The 26,595-nt window shown below is 70.6% G+C and carries 28 protein-coding genes and 1 tRNA gene; 13 read left to right on the top strand and 16 right to left on the bottom strand.

Annotation, left to right across the window (positions count from 1 at the left end):
* Positions 1–107: 107 nt before the first annotated feature.
* Positions 108–566 carry a hypothetical protein gene (locus IDM40_RS06340; RefSeq protein WP_193121037.1) on the top strand — a complete coding sequence of 153 codons (459 nt, stop codon included), beginning with the start codon at positions 108–110 and terminating at the stop codon, positions 564–566.
* Between the two features lie 139 nt (positions 567–705).
* Complete coding sequence (locus IDM40_RS06335) at positions 706–1,326, top strand: rhomboid family intramembrane serine protease (RefSeq protein WP_193120955.1); 621 nt, start codon at positions 706–708, stop codon at positions 1,324–1,326.
* Between the two features lie 117 nt (positions 1,327–1,443).
* Here IDM40_RS06335 and IDM40_RS06330 read toward each other — a convergent pair whose 3' ends face one another.
* From IDM40_RS06330 to dcd, 6 genes are all read right to left on the bottom strand, one after another.
* Positions 1,444–2,376 (bottom strand): glycine betaine ABC transporter substrate-binding protein, encoded by a 933-nt coding sequence (locus IDM40_RS06330; protein WP_193120954.1) that lies wholly within the window; start codon positions 2,374–2,376, stop codon positions 1,444–1,446.
* Positions 2,377–2,432: 56 nt separating this feature from the next.
* The gene (locus IDM40_RS06325; RefSeq protein ID WP_193120953.1) at positions 2,433–3,365 is read right to left on the bottom strand and encodes a glycine betaine ABC transporter substrate-binding protein; all 933 of its coding nucleotides are present in this window, start codon (positions 3,363–3,365) and stop codon (positions 2,433–2,435) included.
* Positions 3,366–3,517: 152 nt separating this feature from the next.
* Positions 3,518–4,450 carry a glycine betaine ABC transporter substrate-binding protein gene (locus tag IDM40_RS06320; RefSeq protein WP_193120952.1) on the bottom strand — a complete coding sequence of 311 codons (933 nt, stop codon included), beginning with the start codon at positions 4,448–4,450 and terminating at the stop codon, positions 3,518–3,520.
* Between the two features lie 52 nt (positions 4,451–4,502).
* Positions 4,503–5,732: an ABC transporter permease gene (locus tag IDM40_RS06315; RefSeq protein WP_193120951.1), complete on the bottom strand. Its 1,230-nt coding sequence runs from the start codon at positions 5,730–5,732 to the stop codon at positions 4,503–4,505.
* Entirely contained in the window at positions 5,729–6,727 is a 999-nt protein-coding gene (locus IDM40_RS06310) for a quaternary amine ABC transporter ATP-binding protein (RefSeq protein WP_193121036.1), read from the bottom strand. The genes IDM40_RS06315 and IDM40_RS06310 overlap by 4 nt, the downstream gene beginning before the upstream one ends.
* 427 nt (positions 6,728–7,154) lie before the next feature.
* Entirely contained in the window at positions 7,155–7,742 is a 588-nt protein-coding gene (gene dcd / locus IDM40_RS06305) for a dCTP deaminase (protein WP_193120950.1), read from the bottom strand.
* 164 nt (positions 7,743–7,906) lie between these two features.
* Here dcd and IDM40_RS06300 point away from each other — a divergent pair.
* Positions 7,907–7,977, top strand: a tRNA-Gly gene (locus IDM40_RS06300).
* A 322-nt stretch (positions 7,978–8,299) separates the two neighbouring features.
* Here the strand turns inward: IDM40_RS06300 and IDM40_RS06295 are convergent.
* A complete protein-coding gene (locus IDM40_RS06295) occupies positions 8,300–9,121 on the bottom strand; it encodes a sigma-70 family RNA polymerase sigma factor (RefSeq protein ID WP_235997366.1) in 822 nt (273 codons plus the stop codon).
* A 273-nt stretch (positions 9,122–9,394) separates the two neighbouring features.
* On the opposite strand from IDM40_RS06295, the gene IDM40_RS06290 reads away from it, so the two are divergent.
* The 6 genes from IDM40_RS06290 (at position 9,395) to IDM40_RS06265 (ending at position 13,655) form a co-directional block, all read left to right on the top strand.
* A complete protein-coding gene (locus IDM40_RS06290; RefSeq protein ID WP_193120948.1) occupies positions 9,395–10,111 on the top strand; it encodes a GAF and ANTAR domain-containing protein in 717 nt (238 codons plus the stop codon).
* An 83-nt stretch (positions 10,112–10,194) separates the two neighbouring features.
* Entirely contained in the window at positions 10,195–11,238 is a 1,044-nt protein-coding gene (locus IDM40_RS06285) for an acyl-CoA dehydrogenase family protein (protein ID WP_235997365.1), read from the top strand.
* Positions 11,235–11,981 carry a PIG-L deacetylase family protein gene (locus IDM40_RS06280; RefSeq protein WP_193120947.1) on the top strand — a complete coding sequence of 249 codons (747 nt, stop codon included), beginning with the start codon at positions 11,235–11,237 and terminating at the stop codon, positions 11,979–11,981. The genes IDM40_RS06285 and IDM40_RS06280 overlap by 4 nt, the downstream gene beginning before the upstream one ends.
* Complete coding sequence (locus IDM40_RS06275; RefSeq protein ID WP_193120946.1) at positions 11,978–12,559, top strand: class I SAM-dependent methyltransferase; 582 nt, start codon at positions 11,978–11,980, stop codon at positions 12,557–12,559. The genes IDM40_RS06280 and IDM40_RS06275 overlap by 4 nt, the downstream gene beginning before the upstream one ends.
* Entirely contained in the window at positions 12,556–13,257 is a 702-nt protein-coding gene (locus IDM40_RS06270) for a glycosyltransferase (RefSeq protein ID WP_328806949.1), read from the top strand. Before IDM40_RS06275 ends, IDM40_RS06270 begins: the two co-directional genes overlap by 4 nt.
* A gap of 32 nt (positions 13,258–13,289) precedes the next feature.
* Positions 13,290–13,655 carry a TraR/DksA family transcriptional regulator gene (locus IDM40_RS06265; RefSeq protein WP_193120945.1) on the top strand — a complete coding sequence of 122 codons (366 nt, stop codon included), beginning with the start codon at positions 13,290–13,292 and terminating at the stop codon, positions 13,653–13,655.
* A 9-nt stretch (positions 13,656–13,664) separates the two neighbouring features.
* Here the strand turns inward: IDM40_RS06265 and IDM40_RS28775 are convergent, their stop codons facing one another.
* Complete coding sequence (locus IDM40_RS28775; protein ID WP_193120944.1) at positions 13,665–14,339, bottom strand: GntR family transcriptional regulator; 675 nt, start codon at positions 14,337–14,339, stop codon at positions 13,665–13,667.
* Positions 14,340–14,427: 88 nt separating this feature from the next.
* Here IDM40_RS28775 and IDM40_RS06255 point away from each other — a divergent pair, with 88 nt between their 5' ends.
* A complete protein-coding gene (locus tag IDM40_RS06255; protein WP_193120943.1) occupies positions 14,428–14,859 on the top strand; it encodes a VOC family protein in 432 nt (143 codons plus the stop codon).
* A 99-nt stretch (positions 14,860–14,958) separates the two neighbouring features.
* Here IDM40_RS06255 and IDM40_RS28580 read toward each other — a convergent pair whose 3' ends face one another.
* The 3 genes from IDM40_RS28580 to IDM40_RS06245 all read right to left on the bottom strand — a co-directional run bounded on the left by IDM40_RS28580 (position 14,959) and on the right by IDM40_RS06245 (position 17,166).
* A complete protein-coding gene (locus IDM40_RS28580; protein ID WP_268959312.1) occupies positions 14,959–15,087 on the bottom strand; it encodes an MFS transporter small subunit in 129 nt (42 codons plus the stop codon).
* Positions 15,074–16,423: an L-lactate MFS transporter gene (locus tag IDM40_RS06250; protein ID WP_193120942.1), complete on the bottom strand. Its 1,350-nt coding sequence runs from the start codon at positions 16,421–16,423 to the stop codon at positions 15,074–15,076. The genes IDM40_RS28580 and IDM40_RS06250 overlap by 14 nt, the downstream gene beginning before the upstream one ends.
* A gap of 197 nt (positions 16,424–16,620) precedes the next feature.
* Positions 16,621–17,166 (bottom strand): M23 family metallopeptidase, encoded by a 546-nt coding sequence (locus tag IDM40_RS06245; RefSeq protein WP_193120941.1) that lies wholly within the window; start codon positions 17,164–17,166, stop codon positions 16,621–16,623.
* A 236-nt stretch (positions 17,167–17,402) separates the two neighbouring features.
* Between IDM40_RS06245 and IDM40_RS06240 the strand changes: the two genes are divergently transcribed.
* Positions 17,403–18,617: a PQQ-dependent sugar dehydrogenase gene (locus IDM40_RS06240; protein ID WP_193120940.1), complete on the top strand. Its 1,215-nt coding sequence runs from the start codon at positions 17,403–17,405 to the stop codon at positions 18,615–18,617.
* Between the two features lie 10 nt (positions 18,618–18,627).
* On the opposite strand, the gene IDM40_RS06235 is transcribed toward IDM40_RS06240, so the two are convergent.
* Genes IDM40_RS06235 through IDM40_RS06220 form a run of 4 tightly spaced genes read right to left on the bottom strand, consistent with a single transcriptional unit; the run spans position 18,628 to position 22,608 of the window.
* On the bottom strand, positions 18,628–19,452 hold the full coding sequence (locus IDM40_RS06235; protein ID WP_193120939.1) for an ABC transporter ATP-binding protein: 825 nt from the start codon (positions 19,450–19,452) through the stop codon (positions 18,628–18,630).
* Positions 19,431–20,537: a FecCD family ABC transporter permease gene (locus IDM40_RS06230; protein WP_407939934.1), complete on the bottom strand. Its 1,107-nt coding sequence runs from the start codon at positions 20,535–20,537 to the stop codon at positions 19,431–19,433. Before IDM40_RS06230 ends, IDM40_RS06235 begins: the two co-directional genes overlap by 22 nt.
* Positions 20,534–21,571, bottom strand: coding sequence for a FecCD family ABC transporter permease (locus IDM40_RS06225; protein ID WP_193120938.1), 1,038 nt, complete (start codon positions 21,569–21,571; stop codon positions 20,534–20,536). Before IDM40_RS06225 ends, IDM40_RS06230 begins: the two co-directional genes overlap by 4 nt.
* Before the next feature lie 14 nt (positions 21,572–21,585).
* Positions 21,586–22,608 carry an iron-siderophore ABC transporter substrate-binding protein gene (locus IDM40_RS06220; RefSeq protein WP_193120937.1) on the bottom strand — a complete coding sequence of 341 codons (1,023 nt, stop codon included), beginning with the start codon at positions 22,606–22,608 and terminating at the stop codon, positions 21,586–21,588.
* A gap of 528 nt (positions 22,609–23,136) precedes the next feature.
* On the opposite strand from IDM40_RS06220, the gene IDM40_RS06215 reads away from it, so the two are divergent.
* On the top strand, positions 23,137–24,363 hold the full coding sequence (locus tag IDM40_RS06215) for an MFS transporter (protein WP_193120936.1): 1,227 nt from the start codon (positions 23,137–23,139) through the stop codon (positions 24,361–24,363).
* 21 nt (positions 24,364–24,384) lie between these two features.
* On the opposite strand, the gene IDM40_RS06210 is transcribed toward IDM40_RS06215, so the two are convergent.
* Positions 24,385–25,578: a UDP-N-acetylglucosamine--N-acetylmuramyl-(pentapeptide) pyrophosphoryl-undecaprenol N-acetylglucosamine transferase gene (locus IDM40_RS06210; protein WP_216630394.1), complete on the bottom strand. Its 1,194-nt coding sequence runs from the start codon at positions 25,576–25,578 to the stop codon at positions 24,385–24,387.
* A gap of 261 nt (positions 25,579–25,839) precedes the next feature.
* Here IDM40_RS06210 and IDM40_RS06205 point away from each other — a divergent pair, with 261 nt between their 5' ends.
* On the top strand, positions 25,840–26,595 hold the full coding sequence (locus IDM40_RS06205) for a hypothetical protein (protein WP_193120934.1): 756 nt from the start codon (positions 25,840–25,842) through the stop codon (positions 26,593–26,595).

Raw genomic sequence — 26,595 nt, 5'->3', positions numbered from 1 at the left:
CGGGATGCCCTACCGCCCGAGCCGATAGGATCGCGCCAGGACCCCCGCTGCCGCCCCCGCTCAGCGCCCCACCGAGAGAGGCTTGTGTCGTGCCCGAGACAGTCCGCATGGTCTGCCCTGTCGGCCGCAAACACGTGGAGCTGTGGTCCGGTTACACCATGCTCGTGCTCGCGGTGATCACGGTCCTGGTCGACCCCGCGCACTGGGCGAACCTCGTGCTCGCCGTCCTCCTCGCGGCCGCCGGCACCGCCCTGGCCGTGCACGGCCACCGCATCCACGCGCCCGTGCTCGAGTTCGACGAGCAGGAGTTCCGCTACACGCTCGGCCGGTACACCGTCAGCCTGGACCCCGAGCAGATCGGCTCCTACCACGTGCTCCCCGGGCGCATCCGCTCTCTCGGCCTGTGCGACACCACCGGGCGCCCCATGCGTTTCCCGTCGCTGCGCAACCGGCGCACCGCCCGCTCTTACCTGCCGCTCACCGGCATGACCGACCCGGCCCGGGTCGAGATGTTCATGGCCGCCGCCGGGATCCCGCCGCGCGACCGCTCCCTCACGCGGGGCTGACGCCGGCCCGAGGCCGCGCTCGGCCGGGACCGCCCGGACAAAACGTCCATCTCGGGTTTTCCACAACACATCAGCCCATTGCGCCACACACACCCCATGCGCATGCTCGACCCGAGTCGCGTGTTCTACCCTCGATGGCGTGAAGGAGTCCAGAATCACCGCCATCCTGACCGTGGCCGGCATGCTCGCGGCCATGTGGGTGTTCGAGCTGATCGACAGCTTCCTGATGTTCGGTCACCTCGACCGCGCCTTCGGCCTGCGCGCCTGGGACCTCGACTCACCCTGGACCGTTTTCACGGCGCCGTTCATGCACGGGAACCTGGAACACCTCATCGGCAACTCGCTGCCGTTCCTGGTCCTCGGCTCGCTCGTCGCCTTCAGCGGACTGGGCCGGTTCCTGCTGACCACACTCATCATCATCGTGGTCAGCGGCGTGGGCGTATGGCTGTTCAGCACCCCTTACAGCCTCACCGTCGGGGCCAGCGGCCTCGTCTTCGGCTACTTCGGTTACACGGTCCTGCGCGGAGTCATCGAACGCAAGACGGTCGACATCGTCATCATGATCTGCGTCGTCCTCTTCTACGGGACCATGATCTGGGGCGTGCTGCCCCAGTACCCGGGCGTCTCCTGGCAGGCCCACCTGTTCGGGTTCATCGGCGGGCTCGTGTCCGCCTACGCCCTGCCCCGGCGCGACGCCCGCCGTGCACAGATCAACCCCGGATACGAGGGCGGCGCCCAAGGGCGCTACTACGGCATCTGACCCGAGGCCGGCCCCTGGAACGACGGCGCGGACACAACGGCACAGACACGACGGCGCGGGCCGTCTCCCACCCGGGAGGCGGCCCGCGTCCTCATGCGGAGGGGCTGGGACGGAGCGTCAGAACTCCAGGCCCTCGGCGTCCTCGCCCAGCGTGCGCTCCAGGAACTCCGGGTTCTGGCTCAGCCACTCGCGCGCCCCTTCCTGGGGATCGCCCTCGTGCTCGACCAGGGTGAGCCCGGCGAGGTCGGCGAGCTCGGTGTCACTCATGTCCCACTCGTCGATCCAGCCGGTCAGGGCCGGGTACTCGTCCCGGAAACCCTCGCGGCCCACCGCGTGCAGGTCCTCGGCCTCGCCCATGTAGGCGGCGGGGTCCTCGAGGTCCTTCAGGTCGTGCTGGGCGTAGGCCGAGTGCGGGCGCCACAGGGTGACGACGATGGGCTCCTCCTCGGCGACCGCCGCGTCGAGCTCGGCCTGCATCGCGGCGTCCGAGGAGGTGACGAGCTCGAAGTCGTCCTCCAGCTCGTAGCCCGGCATCGCCTCTTCCTCGGTCACACGGGTCAGGCCCGCGCCCGGGTCGATGCCCACGATCCGGTTCCCGAGTTCGTCGGCGTGGTCGACCAGGTCCGGGATCTCGTTGACGTCCTCCATGTACGAGGGGACCGTCAACGTCAGGACCGCGTTGTCGTACCAGACCCCGAGGCTCTCGAGGTTCTCGCCGTAGTCCTCCCAGTACTCCTCGTGGGTCACGGGGAGCCAGACACCCAGGTAGGCGTCGACGTCGCCGTTCTCCAGGCCCTGGAACGCGGGGGCGACGTCGAGCTCGGTGATGTCGACGTCGTAGCCCTTCTCCTCCAGGATCACCGCCCAGAGCGAGGTGACGGCGATGCTGTCGTCCCAGGCGATCATCGCCAGGTCGATCGACTGCCCGTCCTCCGCCGCCTCGCCGTTCTCACCGGTGAGGTCCTCGGCCCCGCCGCCGCACGCGGTGAGCAGCAGGGCACCGCTCATGCCGGCGGCCGCGAGCCCGGTCAGACGTCTGTGGCTGTACATCGTGGGGTTCCTTCCATCAGGGGATGGCCGTCCGGGTGCTCGGTCCGGACGGCGGGTCAGAACTCCAGGCCCTCGGCGTCCTCGCCCAAGGTGTCCTCGAGGAAGTCGGGGTTGTCGCGGAGCCATTCGCGGGCGCCCTCGACCGGGTCGTCCTCGTGCTCGTGCACGGTGAGCACCTGGAGTTCGGCGAAGACGTCGTCCTCGATGTGCATGTCCCCGAGCCACTCGGCCATGGCGGGGTACTCCTCGGCGAAGCCCTCGCGGCCGACCGAATTGAGTCCGTCGGGCTCGCCCAGGAGCGTGTCCGGGTCCTCGAGGTCCTTGAGGTCGTGCTGGGCGTAGGCCGGGTGCGGGTGCCACAGGGTCACCACGATCGGCTCCTCCTCGGCGATGGCCCCGGCCAGCTCGGCCTGCATCGCGGCGCTCGAGGAGTTCACGAGCTCGAAGTCCTCGTCGAGGCCGTAACCCGGGATGACCTCTTCCTCCATCAGCCGGGTCTGGCCGGCGCCCGGGTCGATGCCCACGATCTGGTTGTCGAACAGCTCGGGGTGGTCGACCAGGTCGGGGATGGAGTCGACCTCGTCGACGTACTCCGGCACGGCCAGGACGCGGGAGGCGTTGTCGTACCAGGGCCCGAGGTTCTCCAGGTCGTCCCCGTAGTCCTCCCAGTACTCCTCGTGCGTGAGCGGGTAGGACATGCCGAGGAACAGGTCGACGTCGCCGTTGGCCAGGCCCTGGAACGCGGGGGCGATGTCGACCTCGGTTACCTCGACGTCGTAGCCCTTCTCCTCCAGGACGGCCTCCCACAGCGCGGTGACCGCGATCCCGTCCTCCCAGGGCACGAGCGCGATCTCGATGGACTGCGTGTCCTCGCCGCCACCGTCCTCGCCGCCGGTGAGGTCCTGGCCGTCACCGCCGCACGCGGAGAGCATCAGGGCACCTGCCACGCCGGCCGCGACCGGCCCGGTCATGCGCTTACGGCTGTACATCCGGGGTTCCTTCACATCAGGGGACAGGATCACGGGGGGCATGGGGGGCCGGGGGGTGTGGGGAATGGGGACTGACACACGACGACCCGGCTCCCCACGGCCTCTGGCGCGGGGGAACCGGGTCGGGCATCAGATACGGCGCGGTACCGGGATCAGAACTCCAGGCCCTCGGCGTCCTCGCCCAGGGTGCGGTCCAGGAATTCCTGGTTGTCCTGCAGCCAGACGCGAGCGCCCTCCTGCGGGTCGTCCTCGTACTCGTCGAGGGTGAGCACCTCGAGCTCGGCCAGCTCGTCGTCGCTCATCTCCCAGCCCTCGATCCAGCCGGACAGGGACGGGAACTCCTCGGCGAAGCCGTCACGGCCCAGGGCGTGGATCTCCTCGGCCTCGCCCATGAGGCCCTCGGGGTCCTCGAGGTCCTTGAGGTCGTGCTCGGCGTAGGCCGGGTGCGGACGCCACAGGGTCACCACGATGGGCTCCTCGTCGGCGACCGCGGCGGCCAGCTCGGCCTGCATCGCGGCACCGGAGGAGGTGACCAGCTCGAAGTCGTCGTCCAGGCCGTAACCCGGCATGGCGTCTTCCTCGGTCACACGGGTCAGACCGGCGCCCGGGTCGATACCGACGATGCGGTTGTCGAGCTCGTCCGCGTGGTCGACCAGGTCCGGGATCTCGTTGATGTCCTCCATGTACTCGGGGACCGTCAGCGTCAGGACCGCGTTGTCGTACCAGACGCCGAGGTCCTCGAGCTGGTCGCCGTAGTCGTCCCAGTACTCCTCGTGGGTGACGGGGAGCCAGGTGTCGAGGTAGAGGTCCATGTCGCCCTGGGCGAGACCCTGGTAAGCGGGGGCCACGTCGACCTCGGTGACGTTGACGTCGTAACCCTTCTCCTCCAGGATCACCTCCCACATGGCGGTGACCGCGATGGCCTCCTCCCAGGCGATCAGCGCGATGTCGATGGACTGGGCGTCCTCGGCGGCGCCGTTGTCGTCACCGGTCAGGTCCTGTCCGTCACCGCCACACGCGGAGAGCATCAGGGCACCTGCCATGCCGGCCGCGGCCAGCCCGGTCATGCGCTTACGGCTGTACATCAGGGAATCCTTCCCTCGGGGAATTCGGTTGTGCGGGGCTTGGCGGGGTGGGTCAGGCTCCGGACCGCGACTGCGGCCCGTTCTTGGTCACTGCCACGGTCAGGCGGTCCAGGAAGATCGCCAGGATCACCACTGCGATACCCGCCTCGAAGCCGAGGGCACCGTCGTTGCGGGTGATGCCCTGATAGACGTCGCTGCCCAGACCGCCGGCGCCGACCATGCCGGCGATGACGACCATGGACAGGCCGAGCATGATGACCTGGTTGACACCGGCCATGATGGTCGGGAGGGCCAGCGGGAGCTGGATGCCGGTGAGGATCTTGCGGTTGGAGGCACCGAAGGCCTCACCCGCCTCGACCAGCTCCTTGTCGATCTGGCGGATGCCCAGCTCCGTGAGGCGCACGCCGGGAGGCATCGAGAAGACGATGGTCGCGACGACGCCGGGAACCGCGCCGATGGAGAAGAAGAAGATCGCGGGGATCAGGTACACGAACGCCGGCAGGGTCTGCATGAGGTCCAGGACCGGCTTGACGATCTTGCTGACGGTGTCGTTGTAGGCCGCCACGACACCGATCGGGATCGCGATGACGACGGCGATCGCCGCGGCCACCAGGACGAGCCCGAGGGTGTCCATCGCGTTGTCCCACTGGCCGACCGAGGCGACCAGGGTCAGCGTCAGGAGCGCGAACAGGCCCATGCGCCAGCCGGCCACCGCAAGGGCGAGGAGGCTGAGCAGCAGGATCATCAGCAGCGACATCGGGTCGGTGACGACCATCGGCAGGACGAGCCAGCCGAGCAGGAGCGCCACCAGCCAGCCGCCGGCGATCACGGCGGTGCGGATGCGGGCGCCCTTGTCCATGGCACCCAGCACGGTCACCGCGACCAGGAACACCAGCGAGATGCAGAAGTAGGCGTCCACGACGCCGGTGTCGAAGAGATCGACCGCCCACAGGAACAGGAAGGGCGGCATGTTGTTGATGATCGTGTTCCCGAACTCTGCCCCTGCCTGCAGGATGTAGAGCAACGAGACCACGCCGACCACGATCGCCAGCGGAAGGCGCTTGGCGGTGCGGACCAGCGGTGCGGCGATGAGCACCGCGGCGATGAAGGCGAGCTGCCCGGCGCCCGGTTCCATGAAGAAACCGGACAGTACTTCGACGGCCCAGCGCACGAACGCGCCGATGGCGTCGAAGACGATCCCGAAGTTGGCCTTGAGCCACTCGTTACCGGCCTCGAACCAGGAGCCGATCGGGATCTCCGGAGGGAAGTCGACCTGATTCACGACTGGCCCTCCTTCCCGGCGGCGAGGGCAGCGAGCACGGAACCACGGGACACCATGCCCAGGACCTCGCCCTCCTCGGAGACGACACGGAGTCGATCAGCTGTGGTCATGTCCTCGTACAGTTCGGCGATCGGGGTGGCGGCGCCGACCTGGCGCGCGCCGGGGTCCGCGGCGACGCCGGCGTCGATGGCCGACGAGGCGGTCAGCACACGGGTGCGGTCCACGTCCTCGATGAAGCGGGACACGTACTCGTTGGCCGGCTCGTTCAGGATCTCCTCGGCCGTACCGATCTGGGCGACGCGGCCGTCCCGCAGCACGCAGATCCGGTCGCCGAGGCGCATGGCCTCGTTCAGGTCGTGCGTGATGAAGACGATCGTCTTGCCGAGGGACTTCTGCAGCTCCAGGAGCTGGGTCTGCATGTCCCGGCGGATCAGCGGGTCGAGGGCGCTGAAGGCCTCGTCCATGAGGATGATGTCGGTGTCGGCGGCGAGGGCGCGGGCCAGACCCACGCGCTGCTGCATACCGCCGGACAGCTGGTGCGGGAACTTGTGCTCCCAGCCCTCCAGGCCGACCATCTCGAGGTTCTGCATCGCCTTGGCGTCGCGCTCCTCCTTGGGGAGGCCGCGCAGTTCCAGGCCGTAGGCGGCGTTCTCCAGCACCGTGCGGTGCGGGAGCAGGGCGAAGTGCTGGAAGACCATGCTGATCTTCTCGCCCCGCAGGTTCAGCAGGTGCTTCTTGCTCAGGGCGGTGATGTCGACGCCGTCGACCTCCACGGTGCCCGCGGTGGGCTCCAGGAGGCCGTTGAGCATCCGGATCAGGGTGGACTTCCCCGACCCGGACAGGCCCATGACGACGAAGATCTCGCCGGGTTCGACCTCGAAGGACACGTCGATGACGGCTGCAGTCACGTCGAGGTCGGCGATGGTGTCACGGTGGCTGCCGTCGGAGAGCCGCTCGACGGCCGTCCTCGACTGCTTCCCGAACACCTTGTACAGGTTGTCTGCGCGTACTGCTGGCACGGTCTCCTCTATGGGGCTGTCCCGGCCGCGAGGCACGCATGAGGTGTCTCCACCCCGCGTTCGACCCGCGGATCCCGAGGGCAGCAGGCCTGCGCAGAGCCCCCTGTGCGCGCCCTTCGAAGGCGGGACCCGCTACCCGGTTCACGTCGGAGCGCTACCTTACCGAGATGTGAACGCACAGTTCAGGCGGTTTGTCACCGGGAAATAACAGGTTTAACCGGGACAAAATCCGTACGCCGACCTACAGCCGTGGTTGTCGATCCCACAAGGCGCCCGATCGTGATTTACACCACTGGCCAGTTTAGGCGACTCTGGGTAACAATCAGGTATACGCTGCACAGAGATACTGTATGTGTCTTTTTATGACCGTACCGTAAGGGGTTTCCGCGGTGAAGAGCCGGGGTCAGCCTTCCGGATCGATGCTGGTCCGGATGAAGTTCTGGTGGGCGCGCGAGGGCGTCGGACCCCGTTGCCCCTGGTACTTCGATCCGTACACGGCAGAACCGTACGGGTGCTGGGCCGGGGACGAGAGCCGGAACATGCACAGCTGCCCGATCTTCATGCCGGGGTAGAGCTTGATCGGCAGCGTCGCCACGTTCGACAGCTCCAGCGTCACGTGCCCCGAGAAACCGGGGTCGATGAAGCCCGCCGTGGAGTGGGTCAGCAGACCCAGGCGCCCGAGGGAGCTCTTGCCCTCCAACCGGCTGGCGATGTCGTCGGGCAGGGAGACCACCTCGTAGGTGGAGGCCAGCACGAACTCGCCGGGGTGGAGGATGAACGCCTCGCTCCCGTCGGTCTCGATCAACCGGGTGAGGTCCGGTTGCTCGACCGAGGGGTCGATGTGCGGGTACTTGTGGTTCTCGAAGACCCGGAAGAAGCGGTCCAGCCGGACGTCGATGCTGGAGGGTTGGATGAGGCCGGGGTCGAAGGGGTCGAGCTTGACCCGGCCGGCGTCGATTTCGGACCTGATATCGCGATCGGAGAGCAGCACGCTCCGAATTTACCGCCTGCCCCGACACCCTGTGCGACCTCGATCGATGCCCCCCGCAGGCACCGCGCGGGCGGCCGCGGGCCGGACCGAGTTGCCGACCGGCCCCGAACGTGGGCTAGGATGGGCCCCGTTGACGGAGCGGGACACGCGCCCGATCCGACGACGCGGATGTAGTTCAATGGTAGAACTTCAGCTTCCCAAGCTGATAACGCGGGTTCGATTCCCGTCATCCGCTCCGATCACCCGAGGCCAGGTCCAGCGACCTGGCCTTTTTTGTGTGTCCGGGGGCACGTGTGTGTCCGGGGCCGGGCCTGTTTGACCGCGGCGCGGCCTGTGCAGGGGGTCCGGTAGACCCGCTCGGGGCCCGGACGCGGAACCCGCTCCGGAGGTGCCCGAGCATCCCAGGGAACCGCCCCCGTCCGGGCGCGTGTTCCCACCGGGGCCCGGTTCCACAGGGGAGAGAGCCGGGCCCCACCGGGGCGGCCGACTCACCGGGGGGAGAGCCCGGCCGCCCCTTCACTCGTGCTCGGCCCGGGCGTCGCCACGCCCGCCGGCGATCACTCCTCGTCGGTGAACTCCGCGTGCATCCGGTCCAGGGCGGCACGGATGATGCGGGAGACCTGCATCTGGGAGCAACCGAGGTACCCGGCGATGGTGGTCTGCGACAGCTCACCGAAGTAACTGAGGACGACGGCGCGGCGCTCCCTCTGCGACAACCGGCTGAGGGCGTCGCGCAACAGCTCCCTGTCGACCACCGATTCGACGTCGGGATCGCGGGAACCGATCGTGCTCGCCAGAGGGACCTCGTTGCCTTCCTCGTCGGTCCCCCGCGGGGTGTCCAGGGACGCCGCGGAGTAGGCCGAGGTCGCGTTGATGAAGGCCCCGGTCTCCGAGGGATCCAGGTCGAAGTGGGCGCCGATCTCGCTCTGCGTCGGTTCCCGGGCGTGCTCGTGGACGAAGTCGGCGACGAAGCGGATCAGTGCCCCGCGTTGGTCCCGCCAGTTGCGGGGGACGTGCACCGCCCACTGGGTGTCGCGGAAGTGCCGTTTGATCTCCCCCGAGACCATCGGGAGCAGGTAGGAGACGAACCGCGATCCGCGGGAGGGGTCGAACCCCTGGATCGCCTTCATCATGGCGAGGGACCCCACTTGGAGGAGCTCCTCGGAGTCCACACCACGATTGCGGTACCGCAAGGCCTCCCTGGCCACCACGGGGCGGTACATCTGCACGATGCGGGCCCGCAGCCGTCCGGCGGCGCGCTCGTCGCTGCCCACTCGGACCAGATCCGCGAGGAGCGTCTCCCCGTTGACCGGTTCGCTGGGCCTGCGGGGCTGCGGTACGGGGTTGCGGGTGTCGGTCCGGGCTTCGCGCATGGCCATCATCTCCCACCTTCCGCCTCGTGTGAGCGGAGGTCGTGGTGGGACGGATCGGCTTCGTAGATCGCCGTACGTCCCACGAGGGAGGCCGCGCTGTCGGACCTTCTCGCGGGATACCCCGGACACTTCCACTCAAACGCCACACCCGCATCACGGCGAGGCGTGTCCGCCCCCCGTCGAGCTTGAGCCCCACCATCGGACGGGCGATGATGAACGCGCGGACGAACGCCGTCGAATCCTGTGCGGACCATCCGTCAGGGGTCCGGAGGACCGGGAATGACCAGCGCAGCCCAGAAGACCGCGGACGCCTTCGCCGACGTGGCCAGGAACCTGCTCGACCGGGGGTCCGTGCAGGCCACGCTCGAGGAGATCTCCGACCTGGCCGCGAGCGAGGTCGGCGGTTGCGAGTTCGCGGGGATCTCACTCGTGGGCGGTGACGGCACGATATCGACCCCCGTGGCCACGGATCCGCTCGTCGAACACGCCGACCAGCTCCAGTACACGACAGGCCAGGGTCCGTGCCTCGAGACGATCCACGACCGGCAGGTCTACGTCGTCGACGACGTGCGCCAGGACGGGCGGTGGCCCGTCTTCGCCGCCGAGGTCGCCGGACTGGGTGTGCGGAGCATGATGTCGCACCAGTTGTACACACGGCGCGAGGTCCTGGGCTGCCTCAACCTGTACTCCACGGAGCTGAACGCCTTCGACCGGGGCTCGGTGGAGATCGGGCAGGTGCTGGCCGCGCACGCGGCCGTCGCACTCGCCAGCGCCCAGAACGATGCGCGTCTGCGCGACGCCATGCAGACGCGCTCCAGGATCGGTGAGGCGACCGGGATCCTGATGGAGCGCTACAAGGTGCCCGGCGACCAGGCGTTCGCGCTGCTCGTGAAGGCTTCGCAGAACCTCAACACCAAGCTCCGGGAGCTCGCCGAGGTCCTCGTCGAGACCGGTGCTCTCCCCCGGGGTTCCTCGGGCCCGGACCGTCAGGGCTGACCCCCGGGCCCCGGCAACCGCCTGTTTCGTGGTCCCGACCCCCGGGCAGCGGAGGAGGACACCGCGGCTGCACAGGGGGGCACATGAGCAGGGCCGAAACGGCGCACGTACCCGCACCGCGCCCCACCGACGGCGACGCTCCCGGCCACCGGGGGCCGGGCCGCCACGCGAGGGCGCCGACCGCGCCGGCGCTCCTGAGCGAGCTCCAGGAAGGGAACCTCGATCTCCCGCTCCCCGGGGACGGGAACACCTGGCAGAGGTGGGAGTCCCTGATCCGGTTGGGGCGACAGGACCTGTCCTTGGCCCGGTTGGCCGAGGGCCACACCGACGCCGCGGCGATCCTGGACGAGCTCGGTGCGGACCTGCCGGCCTCCGGGGAGCTCTGGGGTGTGTGGGCCGCGCACCCGCCGACCCACCGGCTGAGCGCTCGCCGACACGGTTCCAGGTGGGTGTTGAACGGCAGCAAGCCCTTCTGCTCGGGCGCCCGGACCTGCACACACGCCCTGGTCACCGCGGGCGCCGACTCGGGTGGGCGGCGCCTGTTCGCCATCGAGAACGAGGGCACCACCGCCGACCCCTCCACCTGGGCCGCGGAAGGGATGTCGGACAGCGACACCCTCACTCTCGCTTTCAAGGACGTCCCCGCCGTGGAGGTGGGCGAGCCGGGCGACTACACCGGCCGCCCCGGGTTCCACCACGGCGGGTGCGGCGTCGCGGCGTGCTGGTACGGGGGCGCGGAGGCGGTGGCCGAGACGCTGGCCGACAAGGCCGGTGTCGGCTCTCCCGACCCGCACACGCTCGGGTACTACGGCGCTGTCGTCCGTGACCTGCGTGCGGCCCGCGACGTGCTGCGGCGGGCTGCGGAGGAGATCGACGACGACCCCGACGACCTCGGGGGCCGGGCCGCCGAACGTGCCCTCCTGGTCCGTTCTGTCGTGGCCTCGGCCTGTTCCTCCGTCCTGGGCCACTGCGCGGAGGCGTTGGGCGCCGGCCCTCTCGCGTCGGACGCCGCCTACACACGCGCTGCGCAGGACCTGTCGGTGTACATCCGGCAGCACCACGGTGCGCGCGACCTCGCACAGCTGGGGGAACGGGCCGCACACGGGGCGGCAGGAGCGGGGCCATGAGGCGTTCCCACCCGATCGATGCCCCAGGGACGGACGAGAGCACATGGCAGAGGTGGGCGGCCGGGGCGCGCCTGCCCGAGGCCGATCTTCGCGGCGTGCGCAACGTCGTGGTCGTCGCCCCGCATCCGGACGACGAGGTCCTCGGGTTCGGCGGGGCCCTGTCGATGCTCGCCGAGCGGGGCGTGCGTGTGCGCGTGGTCTCCGTGACCGACGGGGAGGGCTCGCACCCGGACAGCCCCACCACACCGCCGGAGGAACTCGTGCGCTTGAGGGTGGAGGAGCGTTCGGCGGCCCTGGCCGAACTCGGCGCCGACGACGCGGACGTGGTCCGTCTGGGGCTACCGGACGGGAAGGCCGCCGGGGCGGTCGCACAGCTCTCCGGCCGGCTGCGGCATCTGCTGGACGGTGCCGACCTGTGCGTGACGTCGTGGGAGGGGGACCTGCACCCCGACCACATGGCCGCGGGCGGGGCAGCGGCCGAGGCCGCGCGGGCCTGCGGAGTGGACCTGCTCCGGTACCCGGTGTGGATGTGGCACTGGGCCGAGCCCGGTTCTGACGCGGTGCCCTGGGACCGGGCGCGACGGGTGCCCCTGTCGGCCGAGGCCGTCGCGCGCAAGCAGAGGGCCGTGGCCAGGTTCCGCACGCAGATCGCACCGTTGAGCGAGCGTTCGGGCGACGAGGCCGTCCTGACGCCCGGCATGGTGGCGCACTTCGGGCGCGGGGAGGAGGTCGTGTTCGCGTGAGCACGGACCCGGCGTACTTCACCCGCATGTACGAGGGCTCGGACGACCCGTGGGGTTTCCGTTCCCGCTGGTACGAGCAGCGCAAGCGGGACCTCACCCTGGCCTGCCTGCCCGAGGAACGGTATGCGCGCGCCTTCGAACCCGGGTGCTCGATCGGCATGCTCACCCGCGGCCTGGCCCAGCGGTGCGCGTCCCTGCACGCCATCGACCCCGTTCCCACCGCGGTGGAACAGGCGCGTCGCGAAGCGGCCGGGGTCGACCACGTCCGGGTCGAGCGGGGGCGGGTTCCGCGTGACTGGCCCGAGGGCACGTTCGACCTGGTGGTGCTCTCGGAGATGCTCTACTACTTCGACGATGCGGAGCTGCACGAGGTGATCGGCCGGACCCTGGCGTGCGCGCTGCCGGGTGCCACGGTCGTGGCGGTGCACTGGAGGCACGAGGCCGAAGGACACGTGCGGTCCGGTGACGGGGTGCACCGCGTGTTGGCGGAGGTCCCGGAACTGTCCCGCACGGCCGGCCACGTGGAGGCCGACTTCCTCCTCGACACCTTCGCCGTTCACCCGGGTGGGAGGCCGTGACCGTGATCCGCGCCGCGGCGGTGGTCGTGCCCGCCCATGACGAAGGGGCGTCCGTGGCCGCCTGCGTGGCCGCGGTGCACCGTTCCCTCGCCCTCGCGCCTCTGCCTCCACACCGCTGCCACGTGGTGGTCGTTGCGGACGGGTGCCACGACACGACCGCGGCGGCCGCTCGGCTCATGGACGCGCACGTGCTCGATGTGCCCCGCGTGGGTGTGGGGACGGCGCGTGCCGAAGGCGTGCAGTACGCGATGGAGCTGTGTACGGGTGTGCGCCCCGGGGCTCTCTGGCTCGCCTCGACCGATGCCGACACGCTCGTGCCGCCCTGGTGGATCAGCTCCCAGCTCCGGTACGCCGAGGAGGGCCACGACGCGGTCGCGGGGACGGTCGAGGTCGGGGACTGGTCGCTGCGCCCCGAGGGGCTGGCCGCGCACTTCGCACGGCGTTTTCCCGTCACGGACGGACATGCGCACGTGCACGGCGCCAACCTCGGGGTGCGGGCCTCGGCCTACATCGACGCCGGCGGGTTCCCCGGTCTCGTGTCCGGGGAGGACCGTGCGTTGGTGGAGCGGTTGACCGTACGCGGCCACGCCGTGCGCAGGCCTGCCGACCTGCCGGTCCTGACCTCGGCCCGTCGTGCCTTCCGGGCCCCGGGCGGGTTCGGGCGGCTGTTGGACGACCTGGAACAGGGCAGCGTGTGATCCGGGGTGCCCACCCGGGGTAGAGCGAGGCCATGGAGCACGAACCGGACCTGCCCGACCCCGATGCGCCCGAACGCGTCCGGCGGGCCAGGGACGACGCCGCCCGGTCGGCCGAGGAGCTCGCCCGGCAGTGGGAGCAGGTCGTGGAGGCGTCCGAGTTCACGAACAACGACGACGAGCACGACCCCGAGGGCTCGACCATCGCCTACGAGCGCGAGCAGGTGCGCTCGATGCTCGGCCGCGTGAAGCGCGAGCTCGAAGCCCTCGACCTCGCCGCCGAGCGGCTGCGGGAAGGCACCTACTGGACCTGCGAACGCTGCGGCGGCCCGATCGACCCGGACCGCCTGGCCGCCCGGCCCACGGCCCGGGCCTGTATCGGCTGCGCCCGGCGCCCATGAACACCGTGTTCAGTCGGCACGGCCGGTGAGCACGTCGAGGGCGTGCTCACGGTGGTCGGCGAAGAGGCGGAGCGCGGACTCGGTGTCACGCGCGCGCAGCGCCTCGGCCAGTTCGCGGTGCTCCCCGGGCACGGTCGTGAGGTAACCGTCGACGCTCACACCGATGCGGCTCACGAGGAACAGGTGCACCTGGGAGCGGATCGTGTTCCAGGCCTCCTGCAGGCGGCGGTGGCCGGTCGCGGCGTAGACCGCGTCGTGGAACGCGACGTCGAGGGCGGCGAGCTCGTGGGCGTCCCCGGCACGGGCCATGCGGTCGGCGGCGCGGGCGACGGTGTCGAGGTCCTCGTCCGAGGCGTGTTCCACCGCCAGCTGGACGGCGAGGTGTTCGAGGGCCCCGCGCAGGCTGTCGATCTCGGCCACGTCGTCGGCGGAGAGCTCGACGACGACCGCGCCGCGGTGCCAGCCGCTGCGCAGGAGGCCCTCGCCCTCGAGCCGCATGAGTGCCTCGCGCACGGGGCCGCGGCTGACCTCGAGCTCCGCGGACAGTTCGGTCTCACGCAGCTGGGTGCCGGGCGGGTAGGTGCCGTCGAAGATCGCCGCGCGCACGGTGTCGGCCACCTCGTCGGCGAGGCCCCGGCGGCGGGCCGGCCCGACCTTGCCGGGCGGTCTGGTCTCGGATGCCACTCTTGTCCCACCTCCTCAGAATGTCCTAATGTTAACATTCGGACATCGCGGCCGACGCCCGCGGCTCCCTCCACAGGAAGGTTCAGCCATGACCGTTCTGGACTCGCCCATCCCCCGCTTCCACCTCGCCGTTCCGGTCGACGATCTCGCCGCCGCGCGCAAGTTCTACGGCGAGGTGCTCGGCCTCTCCCAGGGCCGCAGCTCCGACAGCTGGGTCGACTGGAACCTTGAGGGCCACCAGTTCGTGACCCACCTGGCGCCCGAACGCCAGCGCCGCATCCACAACCCGGTGGACGGCCACGACGTCCCCGTCCCGCACTTCGGCCTGATCCTGACCGTCGCGAAGTTCCAGGAGCTCGCCGAGCGCCTGCGCGCGGCCGGGACGGAGTTCGTCATCGAGCCCTACGTGCGGTTCGAGGGCGAGCCCGGCGAGCAGTGGACGATGTTCCTGCTCGACCCGGCCGGCAACGCGATGGAGTTCAAGGCCTTCGCCGACGACTCGCAGGTCTTCGCGACCTGAGCCCGCCGGCCCGAGCCGGACAGCAAGAAGGCCGCCCGTGGTGTGCACGGGCGGCCTTCTCTGTGGCTGTAGGTCTGTGGGGCCTACGCGGTCGCGGGCCTACGAGGTGAACAGCGCGGCGGCCTGCATGGCCGTCTGCACCACGCCGTAGAGCAGGGCGGCGCCGACGATCGCCCAGAGCACCAGGGCGGCGATCTTCGAACTGAGCTTGGTCCTAGCCTCGGTCATGTTCGACCTCCTCCTTCGCCGCGTCCTTGCGGTACACCGAGTCGGGCAGCGGGCGCACCATCATGTTCGCCAGGAACCCGACCGTCATCACGCCGACCATCACGTAGAGCGAGAGCTCGTACAGGGCGGGGCCCTCGTTCCCGGCGGCGATCTGGTAATCCGCGATGCCGTTGACGATCATCGGACCGGCGACGCCCGCGAGCGACCAGGCGGTGAGCAGGCGGCCGTGGATCGCACCGACGTTCCGGGTGCCGAAGAGGTCCTTGAGGTAGGCGGGAACGGTCGCGAAACCGCCGCCGTAGAAGGACAGGATCAGACCGGTCACGCCCACGAACATGACGACCGAGCTCGTGCCGGCCACGGCGATGAACAGGTACAGCACCGCGCCGAGGCCCAGGTAACCGATGTAGGTGCGCTTGCGGCCGATGCTGTCGGAGGCCGACGACCACACGATGCGGCCGAGCATGTTGCACAGCGACAGGAACCCGACGTAACCGGCGGCCTCGGCGGGCCCGACCTCGGTGAAGAAGACCTCCACCATCGGCGCGGCCTGCTCGAGGATCGCGATGCCCGCGGTGACGTTGCAGAACAGCACGATCCACACCAGCCAGAACTGGCGGGTGGTGAACGCGGTCTCCACGGTCACGCCGTCCACGGAGGGCTTCGGCGTGTCCCGGGACACGGGGGCCTGCATACCGCTGGGCGTCCACCCCTCCGGGGGCACGCGCACCGTGAAGGCGCCCATCATCATCACGACGAAGTAGCCCGCGCCCAGCACCAGGAAGGTGGGCGCGACGGCGTCGGCGGGCGTCTCGCCGAGGGTGTCGAGCAGCGCGAGGGAGAGCGGCGAGGCGATGAGCGCTCCGCCGCCGAAGCCCATGATCGCGATGCCGGTGGCCATGCCGGGACGGTCCGGGAACCACTTGATGAGCGTGGACACCGGGGAGATGTAGCCGATTCCCAGGCCCAGGCCGCCCAGGAACCCGTAACCGAAGTAGACGAGCCAGAGCTGTCCGGTGGCCACACCGAGGGCGCCGACGAGGAAGCCGGCGCTCCAGAAGACACCGGAGAAGAACATCGCCTTGCGCGGGCCGTTGCGCTCGACCCACTTGCCGCCGAACGCGGCGGACAGGCCCAGCATGACGATGGAGATGCTGAAGATGACACCGATCGCGGTCAGCGAGGTGTCGAAGCGTTCCACGAGGGGATTGCGGAAGACGCTGAAGGCGTACACCTGGCCGATGGACAGGTGCACGGCCAGCGCCGCTGGTGGGATGAACCACCGGTTGTAGTCGGCGGGAGCGACGCTCCGCTCGCGGTCAAGTAGGGAGGTCATCGACCACACTCGTTCACCGTTGTGTGCGTTTCTGGGGCGGGGGCGGGGGGTGACGGGGGGACTTCTGTGACCGCGGGGTCCGGGGTCGCCTGACGATATTCGTGTGCATTTGCCCCTGTCAACAGGGGTTTTCACTGCGTGGAAACAAAGTTGCGGCGGCCCGGGAACCGGTCCCGGGCCGCCGCGCGCTACAGGTGTCAGCAGCCGGTGCTGCTGGTGACCTCGGTGTTGCCGTAGTAGAGGATCTCGAGCCCGTTGAGCACCGCCTCGACGACCGTGCCGTCGACCTTCTGCTCGTAGTGCAGGTGGGGCCCGGTCGACCCGCCGGTGGTGCCGACGGTGCCGATGACCGTGCCGGTCTCGACACTGTCGCCGACCGAGACGGCCTGCGAGTCCAGGTGGGCGTAGAGCGTCGACACGCCGCTGCCGTGGTCGATCTCGATGTACTTGCCGTAGCTCTCGTCGCCCAGGTCCTCGACGGTGGTCACCGTGCCCGGGGCGCTGGAGCGCGTGTTCTGTCCCATGGCGTCCGAGCGCTGGAAGTCGACGGAGAGCTGGGGGTTGTGGTTGGTCCGCGTGTTGGCGTTCCAGACCTGGCCGCAGTCGAAGGGTGTACGGAGGTTGACGTCCTGGATGCGCTCGTCGGCCGAGGCTCCGACGGGGGCGAGCACGGTCAGCAGCAGGCTCATCGCCGCGAGCACGCCGAGGTTGCGGAGGATCTTCGGGATGTGTCGGGGGCTCATCCGGTTTCTTCTCCTCGCTGAGCGGGGGCGGGGGCGCCGGCACGGGGCGGCGGATGCGCGCCTGCGCAGGCGTGCGCGGAGGATTACCCCGAAAATAACCTTCAATGCGGGTGCGTGATATGTCGGTTCTTCACCGCAGGTGGGGAGAGGTGGCCGGAACCGCGTTCACCCTGGGGTCTGGACAGTGTTCCTAGGGTGAGAGGTGTACGTGCATCCCCTGATCCGGGAGAACCCGCATGAGCACGAGGACCCGAATCGCACTGGCCGCCGCGGCGGTCCTGGCCGTCGTCGCTGCGGCCGCCTTCTACGTCCTGGGCGACGACGGCCCCGACGGGGCCCAGGACGGGGCCGAGAACGCCTCCGGGGCGAGCGAGGCCGACCCGGACGTGGCGGTGGAGACCGTCGTCGACGACATGGGCGGGGCCTGGGGGACGGCGTTCCTCCCCGATTCCGGGGAACTCCTGGTCACGCAGGTCGCCGGAACCCTGTCGCTGGTCGACACCGACAGCGGTGGGACCACAGAGATCGACGGGACCCCCGAGGTCACCACCGAGGGACAGGGCGGCCTGCTCGACGTGGCGGTCGACCCCGAGTACGCCGAGGAACCCTGGGTCTACCTGACCTACTCCGCCGAGGACGACGAGGGCGGCACGAGCACCCACGTGGGACGCGGGCAGCTCGACGCCGACGGCGGTTCCCTGGACGACTTCGAGGTGGTCTACACCGCCGAGCCCGAGGCCAGTGACGACCACTTCGGGTCCGTGCTCGCCTTCGACGAGGACGGCAAGCTGATCGTGGCCTTCGGCGACCGCGGCAGCAAGGAGTTCGACGACCACCCCTCGCAGGACACCACGAACACGCTCGGCACCACGGTGCGCCTGGAACGCGACGGTTCCGTGCCCGACGACAACCCGTTCCTGGACGACGACGGGGTCGAGGACGAGATCTACACGTACGGCCACCGGAACGTGCAGGGCATCGCCGTACAGCCCGGCACCGACGACATCTGGCTCAGCGAGCACGGCGAGCAGGAGGGCGACTCCCTGCGCACGATCGACGGCGGGCAGAACCACGGCTGGCCGATCGCGCACACCGGCTGCGAGTACGGCACCGACATCCCCGTGGGCGACGACCCGTTCGAGCGCGACGACGTGGAGGCCCCGCTGCACCACTGGGAGTGCGGCTCCGAGGGCTTCCCGCCGGCCGGCATGGCCTTCTACGAGGGCGAGGAGTTCCCGTCCTGGGACGGCGACCTGCTCGTGGCCGGGCTCGGGCAGCAGTACCTGGCCCGCTTCACGGTCGACGGCACCGAGGTCGAGGAGGCCGAGGAGCTGCTCGTCGACGAGGGCCTGCGGGTGCGCGACGTGGTCGTCGACCCGCAGGACGGCGCGGTCCTCGTGGCCTTCGACGACGAGGGCGCCCCGCTCGTGAAACTGACCGCCGAGGGGTGAGCCGGCGCGCTCAGCCCGCCACCGGCTCCTCGTGCGGGATCACCAGCGGGGTGCCGGTGCGCGGGTCGGGCACGACGTCGCATGCCAATCCGAAGACATCGCCGACGAGTTCGCTCGTGACGACCTCCTGCGGCGTTCCGTCGGCGACCACACGGCCGCCGTCCATCATCACCAGGCGGGTGGCGAACCGGGCGGCCTGCGCGAGGTCGTGCAGGACCGCCACGACGGTGCGCCCGCCCCGGTGCAGCCGCGCGAACAGCTGCAGCAGGTCGTACTGGTGGGCGATGTCGAGGTAGGTGGTGGGCTCGTCCAGCAGCAGCACCCCGGTGTCCTGGGCGAGCACCATCGCCACCCAGGCACGCTGGCGCTGCCCGCCGGAGAGCGACGCCACCGGCACCTCGGCCAGGTCGGTGGTGCCGGTGAGGTCGAGCGCCTCGCCGATAGCACGTTCGTCGTCCGGGCTCCACTGGCGCAGCAGCGTGTGGTGGGCGAACCGGCCACGCTCGACGAGGGACCGCACCGTGACCCCCTCGGGCACCACGGGGCTCTGCGGCAACAGGGCGAGCTCGCGGGCGACCGCCTTGGTACGGCGCGTGCGCAGGTCGCGGCCGTGCAGCATCACCTGGCCGGACATCGGGCGGTTCACCCGTCCGAACGCCTTGAGCAGCGTCGACTTGCCGCAGCCGTTGGGCCCGACGACGACGGTGAACTCGCCGGCCCCGATCTCGAGGTCGACCCCGTGCACGACCGGGTCGGAACCGTAACCCAGGGTCAGCGACCTGGCGGCCAGCACGGAGGCGGAGGCGTCGTCACTCACAGGGATCCCTTTCGCCATTCACGGATGAGCAGGTGGCCCAGGTAGATACCGCCCAGGCCCATGGTGACGATCCCGACCGGCAGGCCCTCGCCGACGGGCACCTGCTGCACGACCAGGTCGGCACAGACGAGCAGCAACGCACCGACGGCCGCGGACAGCACCAGGCTGGGCCCGCCGGCACCGGACAGGCGCCGGGCGATCTGCGGTGCGGTCAGGGCGACGAACGCGATCGGCCCCGCCACACTCACGGCGGCGGCCGACAGCACGACCGACATGAGGATCGCCGCGGTACGGGTGCTCTTGGCGGGCACACCGAGCGTCTCGGAGATCTCGTCGCCCATCTCCCCGAGCCGGATCGGCCCGGCCAGGTACACCAGCACGGGCAGGGAGAGCGCGAGCGCGCCCCAGATGACGGCCGCGTGCTCCCAGTCACGGGCGGTGAGGCTGCCGTTGAGGTAGGTGGCCAGCGAGGTCGCCTCGTCCCGGGCCAGGACGGCGACGACGAAGTGCGTGAACGCCTGGGCCATGGCGGCCACGCCGATCCCGGCCACGATGAGGCGGCCGGGGTGGCGCAGGCCGGTCCCGGTGGAGAGCGCGACCAGACCGATGGCCAGTCCCGCACCGAGCAGGGCCCCGACCGGAACGGGCAGGACACCGGGCAGCAAGAGGGCGGCGACCGCGGCCCCGGAACCGGCCCCGGCGGCGAGACCGATGACGTCCGGGCTGCCCAGGGGGTTGCGGGTCACGGACTGGAACAGCGCACCGGCGATGCCGAGCGCGGCACCCACCCCGACGGCCACGATCAGGCGCGGGCCGCGCAGACGGGAGAGCACGAACCGGTCGGTGGCCTCTCCCCCGCCGGTCAGGACGCTCGGGAGCTGGGAGAGCGGGACGCCGAGGTTGCCGAGGGTGAGGGTGGCGGCCGCGCAGACGAGCACGACGACGGCGATCAGGACACCGACGACGAGGGAACGGCGGCGGATCGGCAGCGCGAGGGCACGGCCCAGGCGCAGGACCATCACGCCCCGCGGCGGGCGGTGTTCGGTTTCCGGGGCCGGCGGTGCGGACCGGGACCGGGAGGGAAGTGTGGACTGGCGGCTCACGCGGTACTCCTCATCCGGCGAATGGCGTAGAGCAGCACGGGCGCACCGACGAACGCGGTGACGACCCCGACCATGAGTTCGGTGGGGCGCAGCAGGGTGCGTCCCACGACGTCGGCGACCAGCAGCAGCGTCGGCCCGACCACCAGGGCGAAGGGCACCTGGAGGCGGAAGTCCACGCCGACCATGGCACGCACGATGTGGGGTACGGCGAGTCCGACGAACGCGATGGGGCCGACGGCAGCGGTCGCGCCGGCCGCGAGCAGGGTCGCCGCGACCAGCCCCCCGCCCTGCACCCACACCGTGGACACCCCGAGGGAGACGGCGGCGTCCCGACCCAGGGCCAGCCCGTTGAGGCCGCCCATGACACACAGGGCGATCAGGAGCCCGGCGAGGATGACCGGCAGCGCGGCCCAGAAGACGTCGAACCCGCGTCCCGCCAGGGAACCGACGACCCAGTAGCGGTAACTGTCGAAGGAGTCGGGCATGCTCAGCGCGACCGCCTGCACGTACGCGTTCAGCACCGCCGAGATGACCGCACCGGCGAGGATCAGCCGCACCATGCCGCCCTCACCCCCGCGGGTGCCGACGATGTAGGCGGCCGCGCCCGCGAGCACCGCACCGGGCAGGGCCGCCCAGACGGTCCCGGTGACGGAGGTCGGTCCGACCACGGCGGTCACGGTGACCACGGCCGCGGCCGCGCCGGCGTTGACGCCGAGGAGGCCGGGGTCGGCCAGGGGGTTGCGGGTGATGCCCTGCATGAGGGTGCCGGCCAGGGCCAGCGCGGCGCCGGCCATGATGCCCAGGACGGTGCGCGGGTAGCGCGACTCCACCACGGTGGCGGTGAACTCGTCGCCCGCACCGGTCAGGGCGCCGATCACCTCGCCGGGCGGGGTGACACGGGCACCCATGACCAGGCTGAGCAGGACCGCTGCGGCCAGGGCTGCCGTGCCCAGGCCGAACATGAGCGCGACGCGGACCCCGCCCGGGCGTGTGCTCCGGGCGGGGCTCGCGGGCTCCGTCGTCTGTGTCGCCATCGTGGGTCTCTCGGTCAGCCTTCGGCGTTCTCGAGGGCCTCGTCGATCATCGGCACGTAGCGCTCGGTGACCCAGGGGACGGTGAGCGGGTTGATGAGGGAGGACGCGGTGACGAAGGAGTTGTCCTCGCTGGAGACGACCGCGTCGTTCTCGACCGCGGGGATGGCGGAGTAGAGCTCCTGGCCCTGGATCTCCTCGCGGTCCTCCTCGTTGCTGTAGAAGGTGAAGATCAGGTCGCTGTCGGAGAGCTCGTCGGCGTTCTCCAGACCGATGAGCGCGGAGTCGGTGCCCTCGGTCTCGGGGAACTCCTCGGCGACCGGGTCGACGGTCAGGCCCATGCCGCGGACCATCGCCACGCGCTGCTCGTCGGGCAGGAAGACGCCGAGGGTCCCGGGGCCGTCGGTGTAGATGTAGGAGAACGTGACGTCCTCGAACTGCGGGTTCTCCTCGGCCGTCTCGGCCAGGGTCTGCTGGATCTCCTCGATGAGCCCGTCGGCCTCCTCGGGCTTGCCGAGCGCCTCGCCGATGACCTCGATCTGCTCGTCCCAGTCGATGCTCCACGCCAGGTCGGGGTAGGCGACCGTGGGGGCGATGTCCTCCAGGATGTCGTAGTCCTCCTGGGTGATGCCGGACCACGGGGCGAGGATGACGTCGGGCTCGAGCTCGATGATGGCCTCGAAGTCGATGTCCTCGGCGCCGCGGAACTGCTCGGGGAGCTCCTCGCCCTCCTCGGTGACGGCCTCGTGGATCCACGGCAGGTAGCCGGTGTCGTCACTCCCCCACTCGTACTCCTCGATGCCGACGGGCACGGTGCCCAGGGCGATGGAGGTCTCGGCGGAGCCCTGGCCGAGGGTGACCACGCGCTCGGGGGCCTCGGGGATCTCGGCGGTTCCCAGTGCGCTCTCGATGGTGACGGGGAAACCCTCACCCGAGGCGGCGTCCCCGCCGTCGCCCCCGTCGTCCCCGCAGGACGTCAGGGCCACGGTGAGGGTCGTGGCGGCTACGCTGGCGCCGAGGCTTCTGAGAGCGATGTGCATGGGGCGGCCTGTTCTTCCTCGAGAAGGGGGAGACTGCGACTTCCACAGCAGTGGAAGCAAACGAAGATTAGCCTAACCTAACTGCCTCGCCCGATTCAACGCCCCCTGGGCGATCTGCCCGCTTCCCTGCCCCTGCGGCCTTTCCCGTGACGCAGATCACTTCCCTTTTTCGTGCACCGCGTTCCGTAGAAAAGTTTCTCCGCTTGCACGACCGGACGACATCAAAAAACATTCTCGAAAACGCCATAAGCAGCATCGCCACCCCTGCCACCAGGGCGAAGTGCACACGACAAAGCACACAAGTCAAACCTTGAATGATCCTTGGGGCGCGAACACCACCCCCCGTACACACGGAAACCACCCCACTCTTCGCGCCACAACCCGCGTCAAGTGCGGAAATGACCCCGATCCCTGGACTCGGTGAAGCCTGGAACGGCCCCCGAGATCTTTTTGTTGCCGGCCTCCCCTTGTAACCTCCATTTCTCCGGCCGAACACAAGATCCGGCTCTTCGAAAATGGAGCGTGTCCGTGAACCCCGACACCCCGAAGACCCATGCCCGGAACGCCGGCGGCCCTGCCGCCGAGGCGCGGCGTGCCCGTACCGCACTGGCCGCCTATTTTTTTGTCACCGGAGCGCTGCTGCCGGTCTGGGCCTCCCGTATCCCCGCCGTCGCCGCACAGACCGGTGTGGGACCGGACGCACTCGGCATGGCCTTGCTCGGGCTGGGGGTGGCCGCGACCGTCACCGCCCGGGCCGGGGGCGCGGTGCTCGACCGGGTCGGGCCCCGCCTCGCCGTCGTGCCCGCCGCGATCGCCGCCTCCGCCGCGCTGCTGCTGCCGGGCACGGCCACGGGCGCCGCGCACCTGACCGCCGCCCTGGTCGTGCTGGGGATCGGGCAGTCGTTCCTCAACGTCTGCGTCAACACCCAGGCCGCCCACCTGCAGAAGTCCCAGGGCCGGTCGATGCTGTCGACCTTCCACGCCTTCGTGTCCATCGGCGGCTGCGCGGGGGCCCTGACCGGTGTGGCCTCGACCCGCCTGGGCCTGGACCCGCTGACCACGTTCCAGGTGGCCGGTCTCGCTCTCGCGGTGCTGTCCCTGGCTGCCGCACGGCCGTTCCTGCGCGGGATGCCGCGCACTGAGGGGGCCGGAAGGGAACGTGGCGTCGGCGGAGGACCCCGCTTCCGCCCGAGCACCTCGCCCATGGTCCTGCTGCTGGGCGGCCTCGCCCTCGCCGGGGTGCTCGCCGAGAGCGCCGTCCAGGACTGGAGCGCCCTCTTCGCACAGCAGTCGGTCGGGGCGAGCGAGACCATGGCCGCGACCGCCTTCGCCGCGTTCACCGTGGCCATGGCGTGCGGCCGCCTCATGGGCGACCGGCTGTCCCTGCTCCTGGGGCGGGTTCTGCTGGTGCGCGCAGGCGCGGCCACGGCCCTCGCCGGGTTCGTACTGGCCCTGTCGGTGCCGTTCGTTTCCGCGACGTTGGCCGGGTTCTCCCTGGTGGGACTGGGTCTGTCGTGTGTGGTGCCGCAGATCCTGAGCGCCGCGGCCGACCTCGACTCCGGCCGCGTGGGCCGCAACATGGGCACGGTCGCCTCGATCGGCTACGTCGGGCCCCTCGTGGGGTCGCCGGTCATCGGCGCGGTGGCCTCACACGGCGGTGTGGGGGCCGGCCTCGTGCTGCCCGCCGGGCTGATGGCCGTGCTCGCACTCGGCGCCGGGCTCCTCGCACACGAGCGCACGCGGGTGCGTGCGTGAGGCGGGTGAGCGGTCGCGCGGTCAGTCTCGGGCGGCGGAGAGCACCACGTCCACGAGCCGGTCCGCGGCGTCGGGGCGCCCGTGCTCACGCGCGCGCTCGGCCATCCGTGCGCGCCGCACCGGGTCGGCCAGCAGGGGCTCGGCCGCTTGGCGCAGGGAGTCCGGACCGACCTCGGAGACCAGCGCGGCCGCCGCACCCGTCTCCTGCAGGTGTTCGGCGTTGTGGCGCTGCTCGTCGCCGGCCGAGGTGGCCAGCGGGATCAGCACCGAGGCCTTGCCCAGCGCGGTCAGCTCCGCGATGGTGCCTGCGCCGCTGCGCGAGACGACCACGTCGGCGAGGGCGAGCACGTCGGGCAGCTCCGGGCCCACGAAGTCGGTGACGTGGTACCGCTCCCCCAGCCCCGGGGGCAGGCCGCGCGCCGCCCCGCGCAGGGCCTCCAGGTGCGCGGGGCCGCACTGGTGCACGACGTTGGCGCGCGCCAGCAGCCACGGCAACAGCCCGCCAACGGTGTCGTTGATCTGCTTGGAACCCTGCGCGCCGCCCGTGACGTAGACGGTGGGGCGGTCCGGGTCGTGGCCGGTGAACCCGAGGGCCTGCACCGCGCGGTCCGCCCGTCCGGTGAAGATCTCCGGACGCACCGGGTTCCCGGTCACCACCGCGAACTCGCGACTGCCCTCCGGCAACAGGTCGACCGTGGACGGGGAGGAGACCGCCACACGCGCGGCCGTGCGCGCCAGGACCTTGTTGGCCAGCCCCAGGCGCACGGTCTGCTCGTGCACGACCAGCGGGCGGCGGGCGATCTTGGCGGCCACCCCGACCGGGACGGCCACGTAGCCACCGGTGGCGAGCACGACGTCCGGGGCGAAGTCGGAGATGAGTGAACGCGCCTGGGCCACACCCCGGGGCACGTTGGTCATGTCCCTGACGTTGGCCGGCGAGACCATCTTCAGCGGGTTCTTGGCCCGGCGGATCTTGCCGGTGGCCACCGACTCGAAGGCGATCCCGTTCGAGCCCGCGACCCGCTCCTCCAGGCTGCCGTCGGCGCCCACCCACAGCACCTCCAGGGAGAAACCGCCGTGGGCCAGGCGCTCGCGCAGGGCGTTCACGGTCGTCAGGGCCGGGTAGGTGTGCCCTCCGGTTCCGCCCCCGGTCACGATCAGGCGGATGTCCTGGGTGGCGAGGAGTCCGTTGTCGCTGTTCACATGCTGTCCCATCTGAATGCGCACGAGAGCGGTGCACGAGGGCTCGGCAGGGGGGCGTCGGCCGGGCCTCGTCCGTCGTGGTCCCACTGAACCGTAACCGCACCCCGCCGGTGCCCCGTCACCCTCCGACAGCCGCCGGAGGCCGGACCGCCCTCCGTACGGGGGATCCCGGACCGATACGATCGTGCCCGCAACCTCCCCCTTCGTCGCGGGCCGCCCGGTGCCGGAGGCCCCTCGAGGGGGCTTCCCCGACGACTCGGAAACGGTACGCACATGGACGCCGAAGCCACCCAGGTCATGAGCAGGACGGGCGAGTTCACCAGCACGATGGGGTGGGAACGCACCGTCCGGGGCAGGGTGGCCGCGGCCCTCGACCGGTTCTCCGGTCCCCTCGCCGACCTGGTCGAACGCGACGCGAACGACGGCGACACCCGCCTCCTGGTGGCCGACCTGTTCAGTGTCGGGCTGAACTTCAGCAAGTACCAGGACCTCACCACCGAGTACCGCACCAGCGGCGACTCCATCGACTACGCGGTCGTGCTCGACGGTTCCCTGTTCGCGCCGATCGAGGTGCGGGGTGTGGGCGCCGAGCTCGACCTGCGCAACATCCAGATGTCCCGGCGCCTGGCCGTGGACGAGGGCGCGGAGTGGGTCGTGCTCACCAACGGGCGGGTGTGGCGCCTGTATCACCTGCGCCCCGACCCGGACGGCGGTGCGCCGAGCCCGGTGGTGGTCTTCGACGTGGACCTGCTCGACGAGGAGGCCCACGACCGCAACGTCGACGCGCTCTTCCACCTGACGCGGGAAGCGGTCGAGCACGGCCGGTTGGACGCCCTGCGCAAGTGGCGGGAGGCGTCGGAGTCCGAGGCGCTCGCCGACGCGCTGACCGGCGAGCGGGTGCTGTCCGCGCTCCGGGACGAACTGCGCGAACGCACCGGCCACCCGGGCCACCCCGGGGAGACCGAGGAGCTGCTCCGGGTGATGGCCGGCGAGGTCGTCGCCCGGGGCCTGCTGCCCGACCAGGGGTGA

This window comes from Nocardiopsis coralli (assembly GCF_014892575.1).
Classification (GTDB): domain Bacteria; phylum Actinomycetota; class Actinomycetes; order Streptosporangiales; family Streptosporangiaceae; genus Nocardiopsis; species Nocardiopsis coralli.
The sequence above is the reverse complement of the archived record's forward strand: the minus strand, read 5'-3'. Positions and strand labels throughout refer to the sequence as shown.

Excerpts from the sequence above, each read along its gene's own strand:
- IDM40_RS06245 (WP_193120941.1), bottom strand. The coding sequence starts at position 17,166 with ATGAGCCCCCGACACATCCCGAAGATCCTCCGCAACCTCGGCGTGCTC.
- IDM40_RS06320 (WP_193120952.1), bottom strand. The coding sequence starts at position 4,450 with ATGTACAGCCGTAAGCGCATGACCGGGCTGGCCGCGGCCGGCATGGCA.
- IDM40_RS06220 (WP_193120937.1), bottom strand. The coding sequence starts at position 22,608 with ATGCACATCGCTCTCAGAAGCCTCGGCGCCAGCGTAGCCGCCACGACC.
- IDM40_RS06205 (WP_193120934.1), top strand. The coding sequence starts at position 25,840 with ATGGACGCCGAAGCCACCCAGGTCATGAGCAGGACGGGCGAGTTCACC.
- IDM40_RS06330 (WP_193120954.1), bottom strand. The coding sequence starts at position 2,376 with ATGTACAGCCACAGACGTCTGACCGGGCTCGCGGCCGCCGGCATGAGC.
- IDM40_RS06255 (WP_193120943.1), top strand. The coding sequence starts at position 14,428 with ATGACCGTTCTGGACTCGCCCATCCCCCGCTTCCACCTCGCCGTTCCG.
- IDM40_RS06210 (WP_216630394.1), bottom strand. The coding sequence starts at position 25,578 with ATGGGACAGCATGTGAACAGCGACAACGGACTCCTCGCCACCCAGGAC.
- IDM40_RS06290 (WP_193120948.1), top strand. The coding sequence starts at position 9,395 with ATGACCAGCGCAGCCCAGAAGACCGCGGACGCCTTCGCCGACGTGGCC.
- IDM40_RS06285 (WP_235997365.1), top strand. The coding sequence starts at position 10,195 with ATGAGCAGGGCCGAAACGGCGCACGTACCCGCACCGCGCCCCACCGAC.
- IDM40_RS06225 (WP_193120938.1), bottom strand. The coding sequence starts at position 21,571 with ATGGCGACACAGACGACGGAGCCCGCGAGCCCCGCCCGGAGCACACGC.
- IDM40_RS06240 (WP_193120940.1), top strand. The coding sequence starts at position 17,403 with ATGAGCACGAGGACCCGAATCGCACTGGCCGCCGCGGCGGTCCTGGCC.
- IDM40_RS06325 (WP_193120953.1), bottom strand. The coding sequence starts at position 3,365 with ATGTACAGCCGTAAGCGCATGACCGGGCCGGTCGCGGCCGGCGTGGCA.
- IDM40_RS06340 (WP_193121037.1), top strand. The coding sequence starts at position 108 with ATGGTCTGCCCTGTCGGCCGCAAACACGTGGAGCTGTGGTCCGGTTAC.
- IDM40_RS28580 (WP_268959312.1), bottom strand. The coding sequence starts at position 15,087 with ATGACCGAGGCTAGGACCAAGCTCAGTTCGAAGATCGCCGCCCTGGTG.
- IDM40_RS06295 (WP_235997366.1), bottom strand. The coding sequence starts at position 9,121 with ATGGCCATGCGCGAAGCCCGGACCGACACCCGCAACCCCGTACCGCAG.
- IDM40_RS06280 (WP_193120947.1), top strand. The coding sequence starts at position 11,235 with ATGAGGCGTTCCCACCCGATCGATGCCCCAGGGACGGACGAGAGCACA.
- IDM40_RS06250 (WP_193120942.1), bottom strand. The coding sequence starts at position 16,423 with ATGACCTCCCTACTTGACCGCGAGCGGAGCGTCGCTCCCGCCGACTAC.
- IDM40_RS06265 (WP_193120945.1), top strand. The coding sequence starts at position 13,290 with ATGGAGCACGAACCGGACCTGCCCGACCCCGATGCGCCCGAACGCGTC.
- IDM40_RS06235 (WP_193120939.1), bottom strand. The coding sequence starts at position 19,452 with ATGGCGAAAGGGATCCCTGTGAGTGACGACGCCTCCGCCTCCGTGCTG.